Here is a 17,832-nt window from a genome sequence, read left to right as displayed (position 1 = left end):
GCGCCAGGGGTCAGAGCAGCGCATCGATCCGGGCATCCCGCAGGCCGATCTCGTCACGCACCCGGCGCGCCTCGGCAAGGGCGGCCGGGTCCCCGGCGGCGTGGGCGGCGCGCGCCAGCAGCAGCAGGTCCGTCGGCTCGCGCTGCTGGCCGATGTTCTGCCGCGCCAGCGCCAGGGCCTGTTTCGCATTGCCCTGCACGTCCAGGGCAAAGAGTGCCTGTTCGCGCGCATGGCCCGCAGCGCCTGCGGGTCGGAGGGCCTCCGCCGCAAAACGGTCGGCCAGTTCCTCCGCCGCCTCTCCGGGGCGACCCGACGTGCGCCGCTCGGCGATGGCCAGGCGCAGCAGCACCGGATCGCTGCGCGGCTCTGCACTCAGCAAGGGCGGCACTTCGCTGGCGCGGTCCTGCTGCAGCAGGAAGTCGGCATAGGCCAGCCGCAGATAGCCGTCACGGCCGAGCAGCAGCGCTTCCCGGTAGGCGGCTTCGGCCGCGGCGGGCTGGGCGGCCCGTTCCTCGACTTCGGCCAGCGTGGTCCACAGCCATTGCCGCACGCCGGCCAGGCTGTCGGTCTGGAGCGGCGCGTCCTGCAGCAGCGTGCGCAAGGTGGCACGCGCCTCGTCATGGCGGCCGCGCAGCGCGGCGTTCTCGGCCAGGCAGGCGATGCCGTAGACGGCTGGTCCCGCCCGGCCCGTGGCCCGGCAGGCGGCGTCGGATTCGGCAAGCCGGCCCCGCACGCGCAGGAGGGTGGCCTGCGTCAGCCAGGCCTGCGCGTCGGCCGGGCGTCGGGCGAGGGCGGCTTTCAACGACGCCTCGGCGCCGTCGAAGTCGTGGACGAACTGCTGGATGGTGGCCCGCATCACCAGGACTTCCGGCGGTGTCTGGGCTGCCGGCACGGCGTCCCAGGCGCGCAGCGCGGCCAGCGCCTGGCCGGCATAGCGGGCATCGCCCTGCGTCCGCGCCAGGGTGAGGTAGGCCTGGGCGGCCTCGACCGCGGCGGCCGGCTCGCCGGCGCGTTCCTGCAGGCTCGCGCGCAGCCGGCGCTTGGCTTTCGCGGCACCCGGCCCGCCGGGCAGCGTCTCGACGACCTGGTCGTCGGACGCTGGCAGGCGCGGCGCCGCATGGACGGTCGCCAGCGCGCTGCCGGCGACCGCCAGGCCCAGCGCCAGCGGGCGCCAGTGCGCGCCGTGGCGGCGGCGTGGCGGCCCGCCGCTCATGGTGTTGCGATCGGCTCGGCCGTCTCGGACGTGGGCGCCGGATCGAGCGCCGCCACATCCGCGGGCTCGGCGCCATCCTGCTGGGTGCCGACCAGGGCGAGCACGTAGGCCAGGAACTGGTCGTAGGCGCTCGTCTGCGGTGCGGGGTTGGTGGGCGTGGGCGGGTTGCTGCTCCCCGTGCCGGGCGCCGTTGCCGGCACGAAGGCGAAGGAGCTGTCACCCCCACCGCCGCCGCAGCCCCCCAGGGCCGCGGCAGCCAGCAGGGCGCTCGCGAGATGCATGGACAGGCGGCTCATCGCGGCGCCCTCACTGGCGGGCCAGGGTCGCGCCCGGCAGCGGTGTGTTGAGGTACGGGAAGGCGTCCGGGAACTGGGCCGGCGACTGCGCGGCGCCATCGGTCAGCGCCGCGCCGCCCGCGGGCGCATCCGACGGCTTGCAGCCCACCTTGAGCGCGTCGTCGGCGCCGGTGGCCACGCACAGGGCGCCCATGGCCACGCGCAGTTCGGCGTCCACCACGTCGTCGCCGGGGCGGCGGCCGTTGGGAAAGCCCGCCTTGTCGCCGCCCAGCACGCCCAGGTTGCTCTGCTGCGCCTTGGGCGTCGCGGCGATGCTGGTGTTGAGTCGCAGCATTTCGGAGGCCTTCACGTTGGTCGGCTTGTTCAGGCCGTCCACGCCGGTGAGGAAGGCGGCGACGAGGTCGGTGCGCGGGAAGTTGGTGGGGGCGGGCGCCGAGAACAGCGTCTGCACCAGCGCCGGCAGCGTGGGGTTGGTCACGTAGTTGGCGAACTGGGCGTCGTCCATGGGCTTGGAGCTGTTGAAGCGGTCCTTGTCCTTCAGGCCGATCACCACCTCGTTGACCAGCGGCATGCCCAGGCGCGAGACCTGGGCCCAGGCGCCGCCCTGGATGGCGGTCGTGCCGTGGCCGCTCTTGGGCGGGCTGGCGATCAGCCGGCCCTGCCGCACGCTGGCGGTGGTCCAGCCGCCGACGATGGGCTGGCTCGCCGTCGTCACGCAGGCGATGGGCAGTTCCACCGCCATCGTCGTCACGTTCTTGGCCGCGAGCGCGTCGGCATTGGCATCGGGCGCACCCAGTGGGTTGAGGTTGACCAGGTCGAACACCTGGCCGAGCGCCACACTGAACGGGTCCTTGCGCTGGCCCACGAACACGCGTCCGGGCGCGCTGCAGCCGGGGATGTTGACGGCGTAGATGTGCTGGTTGGCGTAGTTGGCATAGCCCGCGCCGGCACCGAAGGTCTTCTCGCCGATGTTGTCGGTCGGCTTGTCGAACTCGGTGGCGCCGCCGGGCCCGGTCACCGGCTGGACGGTGCCCTTGCGCCGGTCGCCGCGCACCACGCTCAGGGTGTAGGTCTCGCGCAGGTTGCTGGTGGCCTGGTTGGGCCCCGTGATGCCGCCGGCCTGGATCAGCGGGATCGACACCTGCTTGCCACCCACGGGCAGCTGGATGTCGCGCAGCGTGTTCTTGAAGCGGAACTGGAAGGTGAGGTCTTCCACCGCGTCGCCGTTGGTGTCCAGGTGGATCTCGTACAGGGCGTTCGGGTCCATGCTGAAGTAGTTGGGCCCGCCGTAGGCGCTCTGGTCGGGCTGGTAGTTGGCGATCAGCGTCAGGTAGTCCTGCCGGCCGGCCTCGTAGCTGCGGAACATGTAGAAGTCGGTGGCGTCCAGCTTGGGCATGCCCGCGATCGACGGCGCCTCGCGGTGGCTGGACGCGTGGGCGCCCGCAATCAGCAGCGCGCCGGCGGCAAAGCCGAGCGCCTTGGCAGGGATGGACAGTCTCATCGGCGTGACCTCTGTAGGTGGAGTGATGGGCAGTGGGATTCGACCGATTTCGCATCGGTGGATCGGATACGGCACTGCGCATGCACTGGATGCAGAGGGCGTGCGGACCTCGGGTTTGCACCGAGAGGCCCCCTGTGCGGAACACGGACTGCGAAAACGAAAAGGCCGCCAGCGATGGCGGCCTTTCATGCGGCGCGGGAGGGTGGCGGTCAGGCCGCTGGCGGTGTGCGGCTGCGGCCCGGCAGCAGCGGACGCTCCGCGCCCCCCGCCGTGGTGTCGGCCGCCGTGCCGACGGCGCGCTCCTCGATGGCGTCGAGGCGGTAGCCCATGCGGTAGATCGCCGACAGCAGGTAGCCGTTGTGCGGCCGCAGGTCCAGCTTGTGGCGCAGGCGCGAGACATGGGTATCCAGCGAGCGCGAGGTGGTCTCTGCGCCTGGGCCCACCACGGTGCCGCACAGGTGTTCGCGCGACAGCAGGCGGCCCAGGTTGCGGAACAGCAGCAGGGCCAGTTCGAATTCGCGGTTGGTGAGCGGCACCAGGGTGCTGCGCACCGTCAATTGCCGGCGGCGGGGCATGAAGGTGTAGACGCCGAAATGCAATTCGGCCTCGGTCAATTGCGGATAGGTGCGGCGCAGCAGGGCCTGCATGCGGGCGGCCAGTTCGCCGGTGCGCACCGGGCGGCACAGGTGGTCATCCGCGCCGGCGCCCAGGCCTTCGACCATGTCGGCGTCGCTCTCGCCGGTGGTGATGAAGATGATTGGCACCGTGCTGGGCAGGCCGTTGCGGATCATTCGGATCAGCTCGGCCCCGGTCAGGTCGGGCAGGGTCCAGTCGATCACCAGCAGGTCGAAGCTGTGATGGCGCAGGGTGCGCAGGAGGTCCAGCCCGGTGGTGAAGCCGAAACACTCATGGCCTTCCTGGGTGATGGTCCGGTGCAGGAAATCCAGCGACGCCGGCTCGTCGTCCACAACTGCAATACGCATATCGCGCTCTCCTGAAATGGGTCGGTAATTCGATTTGGAGGGGAAGCGACGCCATTAGACAGGACAGAAAAGGTGTACTGTTAAATTTCGCGCCTATTGTTGAGAAGGCAAAAAGACCATTGAAGATGTTTGAATATCGTTGATAAATGAATGTAAATATTTGGGAGGAAAGCGGCAGGACCGCAATAAAAGGAAATCGGGGCATCGGACGGGATCGATGGCCCCGGGGCGTGGCGATGTCGTTACGGCGTTACGGGCGGCGGCCCCGTAACAAGCGCGGGCGAATGCGCCGCGTGCGGGCGGAGGCGCCCGCGGGCATTGCAGGAAATTCCTTGTCTGACAAAGACTTGGGTTGCAGGGTCCGTCGCGCGGTTGGCGGGTGGCGCGGGCGGCATGCATGTTGCCCCACAGGTTCATCTCCGTCGCACAACGAGGCCCTCCATGACGCTCCAGACTTCGACCTCCGCTTCCTCCGCCCTTTCGGCGTCCTCTGCTGGCGACAAGCCGGTTCTGATGGCCCAGACTTCTGCCGCGCCTGTCGCTGCTTCTGCGACGGGTGGCGGTGCCGCGACGGCGGGCGTGGGCACCCTGTCCAATGCCACGCCCGGCGTCGCCGTGATCCGCGAGGGCGTGCGCCTGCCCGTCGAGGGCACGCAGGCGCTGCTGCCCGGCGACCGGGTGCTGGTTCCCGATGGCGGACAGGCGGCCGTGAATTTCCCCGGCGCCGGTGCCAACCAGGCGCCACTGGTCGGCACCTTCACCGGCGGCACGGACGCCACCATCTCCGCGACGGCCCTGCCGGGCGGCCTGCAGCAGGTCGATGTGGACCTGGCTGCCGGCGACCTGGCCGTGGCGCCCGCCGGCGATGCCGAAGGCGCGGCGCTGGCGGTGAAGAAGACCCTGGCTGCCACGGGCGGACTGGGCCTGGCCGACTTCGCGCTGGCGGCCCTGGGCGGCGCGGCCCTGGTGGCCGCCGCCGACAGCGGTGGGGATGACGGGAGCGTGCTCCCGTTGCTCGTCCCGCAGCCGGGCGAGGATGGGGACGCAGATGCAGATGCTGACGCTGACGCGGATGCGGATGCGGATGCGGATGCCGATGCTGACGCCGACGCCGACGCCGACGCCGACGCCGACGCCGATGCCGATGCCGATGCAGACGCAGATGCCGATGCAGACGCAGACGCAGACGCAGACGCAGACGCCGATGCCGATGCCGATGCCGATGCCCTGCTCGATCCCACCGACAGCCTCGGCGGCACCGTCGTCGGGGGCGTCTCCGATGCCCTGGGCCTGGGCGACTCGCTCAACCCCGTGGTCAGCGTCGTCGACAACGTGACCACCGTGCTGGACAACACCCTCTCGCCCCTGGTCGGCTCCGAATTCACCGCCAACGACCCCAACGCCCTCGACCCCGTCGACCAGAGCGTCGACAGCGTCACCGACGGCCTGGGCACCGTGCTCACCCCTGTCGTGGACGACCTCCTGGGCAGCGGCACCACGGGCGCCGTGCTCGGCTCCCTCGACACCCAGGTCGACTACGTCACCGACGCCGTCGTCAACCTGCTGGACAACCTCGTGAGCAGCGACGGCCCCCTGGGCGGCGTGCTCGGCGCCACCGGCCTGGACGGCGTGGTGGGCGGCCTGCTCGCCGAGGACGGCGTCGTCGGCAACCTGCTGGGCGGTGTGCTCGGCGACGACGGCCTCGTCGGCGGGCTGCTGACCGAGAACGGCCTGGTGGGCGGGCTGCTGGCCGAGGATGGCCTGGTCGGCGGCCTGGTGGCCGACAACGGCCTGCTCGGTGGCGTGGTCGGCAACGGCGGCATCGTCGACGGGCTGACCGACACGCTGCTGGGCGAGGACGGTCTGATCGGCGGCTTGGTGGGGGGCACGCTCGGCGGCCCGCTGGATGCCGTGCTGGGCGACCAGGGGCTGCTGGGAGGCGTGCTGGGCGACGACGGCCTGGTCGGCGGTCTGCTGACCGAGGACGGCCTGGTGGGCGGACTGGTCGGCGAGAACGGCGTCGTGGGCGGCCTGCTGGGAGGCGAGCTCCTTGGCGGAGACCTGCTCGGCGGCGTTCTCGGTGAAGACGGGCTGCTGGGCGGCCTCGCCGGTGGTGACCTGCTGGGTGGGGATCTGCTCGGCGGCGTTCTCGGTGAAGACGGCCTGCTCGGTGGCCTCACTGGTGGTGACTTGCTGGGCGGCGATCTGCTCGGTGGCGTCGTGGGCAACGACGGCCTGCTGGGCGGCCTGCTCGGCGACCTGACCGGCGGGGGCGACGGTGGCACGGGCAACCAGCTGCTGGACCCCGCGGTGGGCGTGGTCTCCGACACCGTCGCCAGCCTGGACAGCCTGCCCCTGGTGGGCGAGCTGGGCCTGTCGGACACGCTGGCACCGGTCACGGGTCTGGTGGACAACGTGGGCGGCACGGTCAGCGGTGCGCTGTCGCCGCTGCTGGGCGACAGCTTCACGGCCAACGACCCGAACGTGCTGGACCCCGTGGATGACGTCGTGGGCACGGCCACCGGCGCGGTGGACGGCCTGGTCTCGCCGCTGAGCGAAGGGCTGCTGGGCTCGAACATCGTGCACGACGTCCTCTCCGGCGTGACACAGCAGGTGGACTACGTGACCGACGGCGTGGCGAACATCACCGACGGTGCACTCGGCGGCGACCTGCTGGGCGGCGTGCTCGGCAGCGACGGCCTGCTGGGTGGCGTCACTGGGGGTGACCTGCTGGGAGGTGACTTACTCGGCGGCGTGCTGGGCCAGGACGGTCTGCTGGGTGGGCTCACCGGCGGTGACCTGCTCGGCGGCATCGCTGGCGACACCGGCATCGTGGGCGGTCTGCTCGACACCGTGGCCGGCGGCGAACTCCTGGGGGGCGATCTGGTGGGGAGTGTGCTGGGTGCCGATGGCCTGCTGGGCGGTGTGCTGGGCGCCGCCGACGGTGCCAGCGGTGCCGGCGATCTGTTGAACGCCGTGCTGGGCGACAACGGCGTGCTCGGCGGTGCGCTGGGCAGCGTCACGGGCAGCGACGGCGGCGCCGGCGGCCTGCTGGACGGCATCACCGGCAGCAGCGGCGTGGTCGGCGGTCTGCTCGACACGGTGGCGGGCGACCACGGCGTGGTCAGCGGCGTGCTCGACACCGTCGCCGGCAGCAATGGCCTGCTGGGCAATGTCCTGGGTGGCAGCGGCGGCAGTGGCGGCCTGGTGGGCGGCCTGCTCGGCGGCCTCGGCAGCGTCACCGAGCCGGTCTCCAGCGGCACCGGTGGCAGCACCACCAGCCCGGCCAGCCCGGTCGGCGGCCTGCTGCACAACCTGCTTGGCTGATGAGTCCGGCGCCCTCGTCGTCCCCTGTCGAGTGGCCGGCCCGCCGTGCGGGCCGGTCGTTGACCAAAGGTCCCTCCATGATGAAGTCACTCCAACGCCTCAGCCTTGCGCTGTCGGTCTCCGTGCTGCTGGCCGCCTGCGGCACGGCGCCCAAGGACGGCAGCGAAGACACCACCTACTACTACGCCAATCCCAAGGGCCGCAGCGCCGTGGCCCCGGTGCAGGCGCCGCCCCCGCCACCGGCCCTGTCGGGGCCGGCGGGCGTGGCCCGCATCGTGTACTTCGACTTCGACAAGTACGAGGTGAAGCCCGAGTACCGCTCCATCGTCGAGGCCCATGCGCGCTACATGCGCGAGCGCCCGCAGGCCCGCGTGGTGCTCGAAGGCCACACCGATGCCCGCGGCGGCCGCTCGTACAACGTGGCCCTCGGCCAGCGCCGCGCCGAGGCGGTGCGCCAGGCCATGCAGCTGGGTGGCGTGCCCAACGAGCGCATGGAGGCCATCAGCTGGGGCATGGAAAAGCCCGCCTCGCTGGAGAAGACCGAGGCCGGCTACCAGCTGAACCGCCGCGTCGAGTTCGTCTACCGCTGACCGGCGCCGCACGATGGACCAGGACGTGAGCGCCCCCGCCCGGCCGGGCGCCGGGGGGGCGGTCTTGCCGCTCGCCGGCTCGCCCGGGCAGCCCGGCGAGCGCGGCTTTGCCGCCCAGCTCGCCGCCTGCCGCGACAAGGTGGCGGTGATGTGCGCGCCCGTCCCGGCGCCGTACCCGGCCTTCACGCTCTTCTTCTCGGTCACCGACGGCCAACGCCGCGCGCAGGTGCTGCATGCGACGGGCGCCAGCTTCGACGAGGCCTGGCAGGCCGGTGCGCGCCGCGCCAGCGCCTTCGTGCTGCGGCAGCAGCTGCAGTCGCCCTGGCTGCGTGTGGACTGGGTGCAGGGCGTGGGCGAACTGCCCGTCGGCGAGTTCGAGCAGCAGCTGCGCCAGGTCAAGCGCAATTACTTCCGCCTGGGGCTGGCCTTCGACGGCGCTTTCGCGATGGCCCTGACCGAGCAGGAGATCAATGCCAACGCGCTGCTCTACGGCGGCCCCGAGATCCCGCATGCGGTCATCAACCGCCACAACCTGGGCCTCTACCTGCAGCAGCGCTACCGCGGCCAGCCGGCCCCGGCGCTCGAGCCGCAGGACAAGGTCTACCTGCTGGCCCTGGGCGGTGTCTTCTGCCAGGAGGATGGCGTGGTGCACCGCTTGGCTGGCCATGGCCTGGACACCGGCCGCCGCCAGGTGCCGCCGCTCGATGCCGCCGCGGCGCTGGAGCTGGTGCGCACCGGCTCCGCGCATCTGGCCCGCCAGGTGCAGGACAACGGCCGCTTCGTCTACGGCTACTTCCCCTGCTTCGACCGGCTGATCCCCAGCTACAACACGCTGCGTCATGCCAGCTCGCTCTACGCCATGGCCGAAGCCTGGGAGCTCACGCGCGACCCGGCGCTGCGCCAGGCCATCGACCGCGGCCTGCAGCACCTGACGCAGCAGCTGGTGCGCGACTACACGCTGGCCGATGGCCGCGCCGCCGCCTTCCTGGTCGACGTGGGCGACGAGATCAAGCTGGGGGGCAACGCCGTTGCGCTGCTGGCGCTGGTCAAGTACAGCGAAGTTCTGGGTACCGACGAATGGCGCCCGCTGATGGAGCGCCTGGCCACCGGCATCGCCGCCATGCAGGACGCGGCTACCGGCCGCTTCGTGCATGTGCTGCATGCGCAGGACCTGTCGGTGAAGGAGGTCTCGCGCATCATCTACTACGACGGCGAGGCGGCCTTCGGCCTGCTGCGGCTGTATGCGCTGACGCGCGACGAGCGCTGGCTCGCCGTGGTGGAGCGTGCCTTCGAGCACTTCATCGGCCAGCAGCACTGGCAGGCGCACGACCACTGGCTCAGCTACAGCGTCAACGAACTCACCCGCTGGCGGCCGCTGGAGAAGTACTTCCGTTTCGGCATCCAGAACGTGGCCGGCTACCTGGACTTCGTGCTCGACCGCAAGACCACCTTCCCCACGCTGCTGGAGTTGATGCTTGCGGCCCAGGCCATGATCCGCCGGCTCGAAGGCATCCCGGCCCTGGTCCACCTGCTGGACGAGATCGACCTGGAGAAGTTCGAGCGCGCGCTGCACTACCGCGCCAACTACCTGCAGAACGGCTATTTCTGGCCCGAGATGGCGATGTACTTCAGGCGGCCCTCCGCCGTCGTCGGGTCCTTCTTCATCCGCCACCATTCCTTCCGCGTGCGCATCGACGACGTGGAGCACTACCTGTCGGGCATGGTGGCCTACCACCGGCTGATGGCCGAGCGCGAGACCGCCGGCCGCGCCGCGCCGGAGCCGGCGGCCCGTGGCGTGCGCTGGTCGGCGGCCGAGCTGGCCCGCATCACAGGCGGTGACTGGGTGGTCGCGCCGCCCGAGGGCTGGCATGCCGTCGGCATGGCGACCCGGCCCTTCGCGCAGCCGCAGCGCCTGCTGTGCCTGCACGACGAGCGCGCCGGCCGCACACCGGCGCCGCTGGAGCTGGACGGCCTGCGGCCCGCCGCGGCGGTGCTGTGCGCCCATCCGGCGCCGCACCTGCACCGCGGCCTGCCGGTGCTGCGGGTGGAGGACGTGCGGCAGGCCATGCTGGACCTGGGGGCCCAGGCGCGCGCGCAGTTTCCGGGCCGTGTGGTCGCCGTGGCCGGCAATGCCGCGCGCGACACGACCGCCGCCATGCTGGTCAAGACACTGGGCGCCTGGGGCGAGGTGGGGGAGCCCGAGACCCGCCAGCGCCTGCCGCTGGGCGTGGCCTGGGCCCTGAGCTGCCTGCCGCAGGAGGCCGCCGCCTGGGTGCTGGAGCTGGGCCAGGCCCCGGCGCCGGCCATGGTGCAGGTCGCGCGCCCGCAGGTGCTGGTGCTGGCCATCGATCCCGCCGAACCTGCCGCAGCCGACGTGCAGCGCAAGGCGGCCCTGCTTTTCGAGGCCATGCCCGAAGACGCCTGCCTCGTGCTGTGCCGCGACATGCCGGGCTACGACGGCCTGGCCATGCTGGCGGCGCGGCGGGGCCTGCGCGTGTTCGACCACGGCAGCCATCGCGATGCGCAGGTGCGCCTCACGGCGCTGGGGCATGGCGAACTGCGCGCCGAGGTCGTGGGCAGCCCGGTGCGGATGAAGCTGCAGGCCGTGGGCGCGCATGTGGGCCTGGGCGCCACCGCGGTGCTGGCCACCGTGCTGGCCCTGGAATGGCAGGCGCAACTGGGCGCGGCGCTGGTGGCCCTGGGCGGCTTCGAGCGGCATGAATGGCGCGGGCCCGTGCTGGAAGTGCCCATCGCCGGCGGCAGCTTCCACTTCGTGGACGAGACGCACGATGCCAATCCCACCTCCATGCGGGCCGCACTCGCCCTGCTGGCCCAGGCGCCCTGCGCGCCGAGGCAGCGGGTGGCGGTGCTGGGCGAGATGCAGGGCCTGGGCGCGGAGTCGCAGCGCCACCACCTGGCGCTGCAGACCGAGGTGCTGGCTGCGCAGCCGGGCCGCGTGCTGCTGTGCGGGCCGCTCATGGGCCCTCTGGCCCAGCGGCTGAAGCCGCTGGTGCCGGTGCGGTGGTTCAACGACGCCGTCGAGCTCGTGGCCGCCTTCGGCGACATCGTGGCGCCGGGCGACTGGGTGCTGGCCAAGGGCGGCGCGCGCATCGGCCTGGCCCGCCTCGCCAAGGCCGTCAAGGCGATGGCCTGATCGGGTCGGCTCGGCGTTTACCCGGCTTTCTGTCTTCAACCTGACCTGCGTCCGCCTCAGTGAGTAACAATCTGTTCATGGTTTTCAACATCGACGGCCGCCCATGCTGAAGTACCTGCTTCCCAGCCAGCTGGTCGCTCCCTCGGTCACGGCCGAGGGCGATGAGCCGCCCAGCCCGCATGCCGACGCGCTCGGCCGGGCCTTCGGCGCGGCCTATCCGGCCGTGCGGCAGGCGGCCTGGTGGTCGGTGCCGATCAGCCTGTTCGGGCTGCTGCCGTCGATCTTCCTGCTGCAGGTGTACGACCGGGTCATCTACCGCAGCGGCACCTCCACGCTGTGGGCGCTGTTCAGCGGCATCCTGTTCTTCCTGGCCATCGAGTTCGTGCTGCGCAGCCGCCGCTCGCGCCTGCTGCGCGACGCGGGCGCCACCATCGACCACGGCATCTCCGGCGCCCTGCTGCAGTCCATGCTCAACCGACCCCTGCGGGCGCTGGAGGAGCGGCCCGCCGCCGCCTGGTTCCTGCTGTTTCGCGACGTGGGCGCGGTGCGCATGACGCTCAGCAGCGGCCTCGCGCAATCGATCTTCGATCTGCCCATGGCGCTGTTCGCGCTGGTGGTCATCGGCATCGTGGCGCTGCCGGTGCTGCCGGTGGTGGTGGTCTTTCTGGGCGTGATGTCCTTCCTGGCCTGGTGGTGGGCCGACGAGGTGCGCGCCGGCCGCGTCGAGGAAACCGAGCGCAGCCGCAACCTCGAACGCATGACGGCCGAGATCTGCGCCGCGCGCGAAACGCTCAAGACCCAGGCCAACGACGGCCCCACCATCGAGGGCTGGCGCCAGACCTACGACCACTGGCTGGGCGAGAGCTTCCGCAAGAACGGCGAGATCGAGACCGCCCGCGACGGCACGACGGTGCTGCTGACCATCTTCTCGACGGTGGTCATCACGGTGGGCGCGCTGTCGGTCATGGAGCAGTGGATGACCGTCGGCGGCCTGGTGGCGGCCAACATGCTGGCCATGCGGGCGCTGCAGCCGGTGGCCGGGCTGGTCTCCAACTGGCGTGCGCTGGCCACGGCGGGCGAGGCGGCCAGCCGGCTCGAAAAGGTGCTCTGCGAGCCCGTGGAGCGCGAGCCCAGCGGCCTGAACCTGCCGCAGCCGCCCGGCCTGGTGCAGCTGCGCGATGTGGACTTCCGCTTCCATGCGCAGGGCCGACCGGTGTTCGAGAAGCTCGACCTCGCCATCGGCCCGGCTGGCCTGCATGCCGTGGTGGGCCGCAACGGCGCCGGCAAGTCCACGCTGGTGCGGCTCATCTGCGGCCTGTATGCGCCCAGCGCCGGCACCGTGAGCCTGGGCGAGTACGACCTGGCCCAGTTCGGCCGCGACGACCGCGCCAAGTGGATCAGCTACCTCTCGCAGGAGGTCTACTGGTTCGCCGGCGAGATCATCGAGACCCTGCGCCGCTGCGCGCCCGGCCACAGCGACGAGCAGATCGTGGCGGCCTGCAAGCTGGCCGGCGCGCACGACTTCGTCTCGCGCCTGCCCGCCGGCTACCGCACGCGCATCGGCGAGGGTGGCACCGGCCTGTCGGTGGGCGAGCGCCGCAAGCTGGGCCTGGCGCTGGCCTTCCTGCGCAAGCCCTCGGTGCTGGTGCTGGACGAGCCCAGCAACGACCTCGACTTCCACAGCGAGCGCCAGCTCATCAACACGCTGGTGGCCATCGCCCGCACGCGCACGGTGATCGTGGTCACCCATTCGCTGCGCATGGTGGCCGCCGCCAACAACGTCTACCACGTCACCGGCGATGGCGGCGTGGAGCAGGGCGCGCCAGCGGTGATGGTGCCGCGGCTCTTCGGCAGCCAGCGCGCCGACCTTCAACAGGTGGCCGCATGAAGAACGATCTGCCCCAGGTCCTGCTGCGTGCCGAGGACCGCGCGCCGCTGCCGGACGGTCCGGGCCGGCGCCGACGCTGGCTCATCGGCGGCGCCATCGGCGTGCTGGCCGTGGTGGCGCTGGCCTTTCCCATGGAGACCGTGGTGGTCGCCAACGGCAAGGTGATCCCGTCCGACCGCGTGAAGTCGATCCAGCATCTGGAAGGCGGCATCGTGCGCGCCGTGCTCGTGCGCGAAGGCGAGCGCGTCAAGGCCGGCCAGCCGCTGGTGGAGATCGATCTGGGCGGCAGCGGCCTCAACCTGGAGGAACTGACCGCCCGTCAGGCCGCCACCCAGGCTGCCCGCCTGCGCCTGACGGCCGAGAGCCGCGGCGAGCCATTGCGGCGCGAGAGCTTTCCGCCCGCCATGGACGCCGACGTGGTGCGCGGCGAGCTGGGCGCGTACCAGGCCCGTTCGCTGGAGCAGCGCGGCATCGCCGCCGGCGCCCAGGCCGCGCTGGAGGCCGCGCGCAGCAAGCAGATGGAGCAGCAGGCCAAGGTGGCCGGCCTGACGCAGCGCGTGGCCCTGGCGCGCAAGGAGCTGGAGATCTCCGAGCAACTGGCCGCCGAGAAGCTGATCGGCCAGCTGGAGGTGCTCGACAAGCGCCGCGAGGCCGAGGTGGCCGGCGCCGAGCTCGCGGTGGCGCGGCAGGGCGTGATCTCGGCCAGCGCCGCCATCGGCGAGGCACAGGCCAAGCTGGCCGAGACCGAGGGCAGTTTCCGCCGCCGCGCGTCCGACGAACTCTCCACCGTCGAGCGCCAGCTCGCCAGCCTCAACGAGGACCTGCAGCGCGCCCGCAACCAGCGCTCGCGCACGGTGGTCACGGCGCCGGGCGAGGGCATCGTGAAGGGCCTGCGCAGTGGCAGCCCCGGCTGGGTCATCAAGCCCGGCGAGGCCATCCTGGAGGTGGTGCCCGACGACGCGCAGGTGATGGTCGAGGCGCGCCTGAGCCCCAACGACCGCGGCTTCGTGCATGCCGGCCAGAAGGCCCGCGTGAAGATCACGGCCTACGACTTCCTGCGCTACGGCACGGTGGATGGCCGCGTGGACCTGGTGGCGGCCGACGCCGACCGCGACGCCACGCTGCCCACCGCGCCGCCCTACTACCGGCTGCAGGTGAGCACCAGCGCCTCGCACGTGGGCCGGCCCGAGAACCGCATCACGCCCGGCATGGAGGCCGAGGTGGACCTGATCGTGGGCACCGATCCCTTCATCTGGTACATCCTGCGGCCCGTGCTGAAGCTGCAGCGGGAGGCGTTCCGTGAACCTTGAGCGGATGCGAGGAGGAGAGGCCATCGTCAGACCGGTCGCGCCGATGCGCCCGCTGTCGGCCGCGTGGTTGTCTGGCCCCATCCCCCTCTGGGGGAAGGCAGGGATGGGGGCCAGCGCCGCCCGCCACTTTCCAGCGCCGCAGGCCCCCACCCCCGCCCTCCTCCAGAGGGGGAGGGTGCCCATGCGCGGCCAGGAGGGCGTCGCATGAAGTGCCTCGCCGCCTGGCCGCTGCGCTCTCCGGCGCGCGCCGCCATCGCCCTGGCCTGTGCGCTCGCCTGCCTGCCCGCCGCCGCTCAGGTGCAGATCCGCCGGCAGGGCGTGCCCGTGGCCGTGTACGACGAGAACGGCATGCGGCTGCTGACGGCGACGCGGCTGTCGATGCCGGAGTCACCCGCGCCGATGCCGGTCGGTGAACGCATCGCGGCGGTGGCGCCAGCGTCGCTGCGCAGCGCGACGACACCCACGCCCTCCGCAGCAGCCGCTACACCGGCGCCGGTGCCCATCTCGCTGCCCGTGGCGCCCGCCTCCACGCCATCGGCCGCGCCGGCCTCTGCAGGCGCCGCGGCCGGCGCACCGGGCCTCGTCATCACCGGCCAGACCCAGCGCTTCAAGCAGTCGCTGCGCACCTTGGCGCTGGAGCATCCCGAAGTGCTGGCCGCCGATGCCGCCGCCGCCAGCAGCGGCTTCGAGGTCGAGGCGGCCAGGAAGGCGCGTTACCCGCGCTTCAAGGTCGGCACCGCCAGCGGCACCTACAACAGCGGCCGCGAGGGCGCCTCCAGCGAGACCTACACCCTGCTCACCGCCGAGGCCCGCATGAGCCTGATCGACGGCGGCGCCATGAGCGCGCGCGAGCGGGCCGCCGAGGCCGGCAGCCGGGCCCAGAGCGAGGCCGTCAAGACCACCTCGCAGAAGGTCGTGCTCGACGCCCTGACGGCCTACATGCAGGTGCAGCGCTTCGACCTCAAACGCGAGGTGGCCCGCCGCTCCACCCGCATCGTGCAGGACCTTGCCAGGAGCGAGGAGCGCCGCGTCGCCCTGGGGGGCGCCGGCCAGAACGACCTGCGCATGGCCAGCGCCCGCCGCGCCGGCATCGCCGCGCGCGAGGCGGACTTCGATGCCCAACTGGCCGAGGCCATCGCCAAGTTCGACAGCTACTTCCGCTTCGTGCCCGACCCGGCGCGCCTGCCGCTGCTGCGCACGCCGCCGGCCTGGCAGATCGCCTCGCAACAGGAGGCCATCGCCCGCGCCGAATCGCGCAGCACGGAGCTGACCGAAGCCCAGGAGCGCGTGGCACGCGCGCGGGAGCTGGTCGAGCAGCAGGAGGCCAGCGTCTGGCCCACGGTGGATGCCGTGGTGGTCAAGACCAAGGACCCGCGCGGCGTGACCACCTCCGAGCCCACGCGCGCCGCGCTGGAGCTCAACTGGAACTTCGGCAGCGGCTTCGACCGCCAACTGCGCGTCAAGTCGGCGCTGGCCGAGGTACAGACGCAGGAGGCCAAGCTCGACGGCGTGCGCCGCAACCTGCTGGAGCTCACCGCCTCGGCCTGGGGCCGCACCGCCAGCGGCCGCGAGCGCGAGCAGCAGCTGCGCGAGGCCGTGTCCGAGTCGGGCGAGGCCTTCCGGGGGCGCAGCCGGCTGCTGGAGTTCGGCCGTGAGACGCTGCCCAACGTGCTCGATGCGCAGCTCGACCACAACAACCTGCTGCTGGACTACATCGATGCCGTGTTCGACCTGCGCGTCACCGAGTTCCGGCTGGCCCGGGCCACCGGCGAGCTGCGCGTGGAGCCCGACGGCGTCAGTCCCTGGGTGGACGAGATCGTGGGCGGCCCCGCGCGCTCGCTGCTGGGGCCGGACGGCCTGGGCATGACGCAACAGGGCGCGCCCACCGTGCCCGCCGGTCCGCCGGCGCGGGCCGTGGTGCAGCAGCCGATGGCGCCGCCGGTGCGCGGGCCGGACGTGAAGGCCGCGCAGCGCGCGGGCGGCGTGGCGGTGCCGGCGCAGAGCCTGCCCCAGCGCATGGCCCTGCGCACCGCTTCGCGTCTACAGTGAGGGGCGTACCTTCCCTCGTGCCTTCTCCTTGAACGACGCCGATCCGATCCTGCGACGCCGCCGCGTCGAGGCGCTCTACGACACCGTGCCCGTCTCCGGCTTCATGGGCCTGGCGGGCGCCGCCATGCTCGCCAGCGTCTTCTGGCGGCCCGACCGGCATGCGCTGGTCATGGGCTGGCTGGTGGCCTCCTGCCTGCCCATCTTCGCCCGCATGGGGCTGCGCCTGGCGTACCGGCGCAGCCGCCGACGGGGCGATGCCGGCCTGCGCTGGGTGTGGGCCTCGCTGGTGCTCATGGCCCTGACCGGCCTGGCCTGGGGCATCGGCCTGGGCTGGATGCTGGTCCACGGCGAAGCCGACGAGGTGCCGGTCGTGGTCGGCACGGCGTTGGGCGCGGTGGCCATGACCATGACCAACATGGCGTACTGGCAGACCCATGCGGCTTTCCAGGTGCCCATCCTCGGTTCGCTGGCGGTGGCGGTGCTGATCGCGCGGCCGGGCTTCGCGCATGTGCTCTCCGTGGCATCGGTGGTGCTCTGCCTTGCCCAGCTTGCCGTGGCGCGGCGCATGGGCCGCATCTATGTCGAGGCGCTGCGCGTCTCGCTGGACAACGAGCGCCTGGCGCAGGACCTGGCCACGCGCAGCCATGCGCTCGAGCAGGCCAACTTCGAGCTCGAGCTGCTCAGCCGGGCCGATCCGCTCACGGGCCTGGCCAACCGACGCAGCTACATGGAATGGCTGGGCACCGTGTGGGCGCGTGCGTTGCGCGAGGACATGCCCGTGGCCCTGCTGTCCGTCGACGTCGACCGCTTCAAGCTCTACAACGACGCCCACGGCCACGGTGCAGGCGACCGCTGCCTGCAGGCGGTGGCCTCGGCGCTGGCCCACGCCTGCCGCAGCGAGCAGGATCTGGCGGCGCGGCCGGGCGGTGAGGAGTTCGCCATCGTGCTGCCGGCCACCCCGTTGCGCGACGCGATGCAGGTGGCCGAGCGGGTGCGCCAGGGCGTGATCGATGCCTCGCGCGATGCCGGCTGGGCACTGCCTGCGGGCGTGACCGTCAGCGTGGGCGTCGCATGCCGCCATCCCCGCGACGGCGGCGGCATCGAGGACCTGCTTCGCGAAGCCGACCAGGCGCTCTACCAGGCCAAGGACCGCGGACGCAACCGCGTCGAGGCTGCACCGGTCGCCGTGCTGGAGTCGGCCGGCGATTGACCGGTGTCGTGGTCCGTTCGTTGCGGCGGGCATGGGCGGGCCGGGGCGGACGTCGCTGTGCGGATGCCTCTCGGCCCGAGGCGGAACTAATGCACGCTCTCCTGCAAAGTTGAGCCGGCGGTCCGAGCCGGACGCCGCGCCGCGCGCGTCGCGCCGCTAACCTCCCGCCCCAGCCGAGCCGCCTCATCCCCAGAAGGCCGCCGGCGCGAGACCAGGGAGGTTTCATGTCCACGCTGTCACACACGCTGCGGGTGCATTCGCCCGCACTGCCGGTCTTTGCCGGCACGCCCCTGCTGCAGCCCGTGCGGCTG

Annotated in this window: 11 protein-coding genes; 7 read left to right on the top strand and 4 right to left on the bottom strand. The window is 72.1% G+C overall.

Annotated elements, in window-relative coordinates; genetic code table 11:
• Nucleotides 1–10: 10 nt before the first annotated feature.
• From ABIC63_RS26875 to ABIC63_RS26860, 4 genes are all read right to left on the bottom strand, one after another.
• Complete coding sequence (locus ABIC63_RS26875) at nt 11–1,213, bottom strand: hypothetical protein (protein ID WP_354322001.1); 1,203 nt, start codon at nt 1,211–1,213, stop codon at nt 11–13.
• Entirely contained in the window at nt 1,210–1,509 is a 300-nt protein-coding gene (locus ABIC63_RS26870; protein WP_354322000.1) for a hypothetical protein, read from the bottom strand. The genes ABIC63_RS26875 and ABIC63_RS26870 overlap by 4 nt, the downstream gene beginning before the upstream one ends.
• A 10-nt stretch (nt 1,510–1,519) precedes the next feature.
• Nucleotides 1,520–3,010 (bottom strand): DUF4331 domain-containing protein, encoded by a 1,491-nt coding sequence (locus tag ABIC63_RS26865; RefSeq protein WP_354321999.1) that lies wholly within the window; start codon nt 3,008–3,010, stop codon nt 1,520–1,522.
• Between the two features lie 209 nt (nt 3,011–3,219).
• Entirely contained in the window at nt 3,220–3,993 is a 774-nt protein-coding gene (locus ABIC63_RS26860; RefSeq protein ID WP_354321998.1) for a response regulator transcription factor, read from the bottom strand.
• A 513-nt stretch (nt 3,994–4,506) separates the two neighbouring features.
• Between ABIC63_RS26860 and ABIC63_RS26855 the strand changes: the two genes are divergently transcribed.
• The 7 genes from ABIC63_RS26855 to ABIC63_RS26825 all read left to right on the top strand — a co-directional run bounded on the left by ABIC63_RS26855 (nt 4,507) and on the right by ABIC63_RS26825 (nt 17,521).
• Nucleotides 4,507–7,320, top strand: a complete 2,814-nt coding sequence (locus ABIC63_RS26855) for a beta strand repeat-containing protein (protein ID WP_354321997.1) — start codon at nt 4,507–4,509, stop codon at nt 7,318–7,320.
• A 77-nt stretch (nt 7,321–7,397) separates the two neighbouring features.
• Complete coding sequence (pal, locus tag ABIC63_RS26850) at nt 7,398–7,910, top strand: peptidoglycan-associated lipoprotein Pal (protein WP_294370760.1); 513 nt, start codon at nt 7,398–7,400, stop codon at nt 7,908–7,910.
• A 25-nt stretch (nt 7,911–7,935) separates the two neighbouring features.
• The gene (locus tag ABIC63_RS26845) at nt 7,936–11,064 is read left to right on the top strand and encodes a glutamate ligase domain-containing protein (RefSeq protein ID WP_354321996.1); all 3,129 of its coding nucleotides are present in this window, start codon (nt 7,936–7,938) and stop codon (nt 11,062–11,064) included.
• 103 nt (nt 11,065–11,167) lie between these two features.
• A complete protein-coding gene (locus ABIC63_RS26840) occupies nt 11,168–12,952 on the top strand; it encodes a peptidase domain-containing ABC transporter (RefSeq protein ID WP_354321995.1) in 1,785 nt (594 codons plus the stop codon).
• On the top strand, nt 12,949–14,262 hold the full coding sequence (locus tag ABIC63_RS26835; RefSeq protein WP_294370753.1) for an HlyD family type I secretion periplasmic adaptor subunit: 1,314 nt from the start codon (nt 12,949–12,951) through the stop codon (nt 14,260–14,262). The genes ABIC63_RS26840 and ABIC63_RS26835 overlap by 4 nt, the downstream gene beginning before the upstream one ends.
• A 204-nt stretch (nt 14,263–14,466) precedes the next feature.
• Nucleotides 14,467–16,311 carry a TolC family protein gene (locus ABIC63_RS26830; RefSeq protein ID WP_354321994.1) on the top strand — a complete coding sequence of 615 codons (1,845 nt, stop codon included), beginning with the start codon at nt 14,467–14,469 and terminating at the stop codon, nt 16,309–16,311.
• A gap of 28 nt (nt 16,312–16,339) precedes the next feature.
• Nucleotides 16,340–17,521: a GGDEF domain-containing protein gene (locus tag ABIC63_RS26825; protein WP_354321993.1), complete on the top strand. Its 1,182-nt coding sequence runs from the start codon at nt 16,340–16,342 to the stop codon at nt 17,519–17,521.
• Nucleotides 17,522–17,832: the final 311 nt, after the last annotated feature.

The sequence above is a fragment of the Pseudacidovorax sp. 1753 genome, from assembly GCF_040544975.1.
Taxonomy (GTDB): Bacteria; Pseudomonadota; Gammaproteobacteria; order Burkholderiales; family Burkholderiaceae_C; genus Xenophilus.
The sequence above is the reverse complement of the archived record's forward strand: the minus strand, read 5'-3'. Positions and strand labels throughout refer to the sequence as shown.

What these genes read in the sequence shown, in the direction of transcription:
- ABIC63_RS26875 (WP_354322001.1), bottom strand. Translation starts at nt 1,213, where the DNA reads ATGAGCGGCGGGCCGCCACGCCGCCGCCACGGCGCGCACTGGCGCCCG.
- ABIC63_RS26870 (WP_354322000.1), bottom strand. Translation starts at nt 1,509, where the DNA reads ATGAGCCGCCTGTCCATGCATCTCGCGAGCGCCCTGCTGGCTGCCGCG.
- ABIC63_RS26865 (WP_354321999.1), bottom strand. Translation starts at nt 3,010, where the DNA reads ATGAGACTGTCCATCCCTGCCAAGGCGCTCGGCTTTGCCGCCGGCGCG.
- ABIC63_RS26860 (WP_354321998.1), bottom strand. Translation starts at nt 3,993, where the DNA reads ATGCGTATTGCAGTTGTGGACGACGAGCCGGCGTCGCTGGATTTCCTG.
- ABIC63_RS26855 (WP_354321997.1), top strand. Translation starts at nt 4,507, where the DNA reads ATGGCCCAGACTTCTGCCGCGCCTGTCGCTGCTTCTGCGACGGGTGGC.
- pal (WP_294370760.1), top strand. Translation starts at nt 7,398, where the DNA reads ATGATGAAGTCACTCCAACGCCTCAGCCTTGCGCTGTCGGTCTCCGTG.
- ABIC63_RS26840 (WP_354321995.1), top strand. Translation starts at nt 11,168, where the DNA reads ATGCTGAAGTACCTGCTTCCCAGCCAGCTGGTCGCTCCCTCGGTCACG.
- ABIC63_RS26835 (WP_294370753.1), top strand. Translation starts at nt 12,949, where the DNA reads ATGAAGAACGATCTGCCCCAGGTCCTGCTGCGTGCCGAGGACCGCGCG.
- ABIC63_RS26830 (WP_354321994.1), top strand. Translation starts at nt 14,467, where the DNA reads ATGAAGTGCCTCGCCGCCTGGCCGCTGCGCTCTCCGGCGCGCGCCGCC.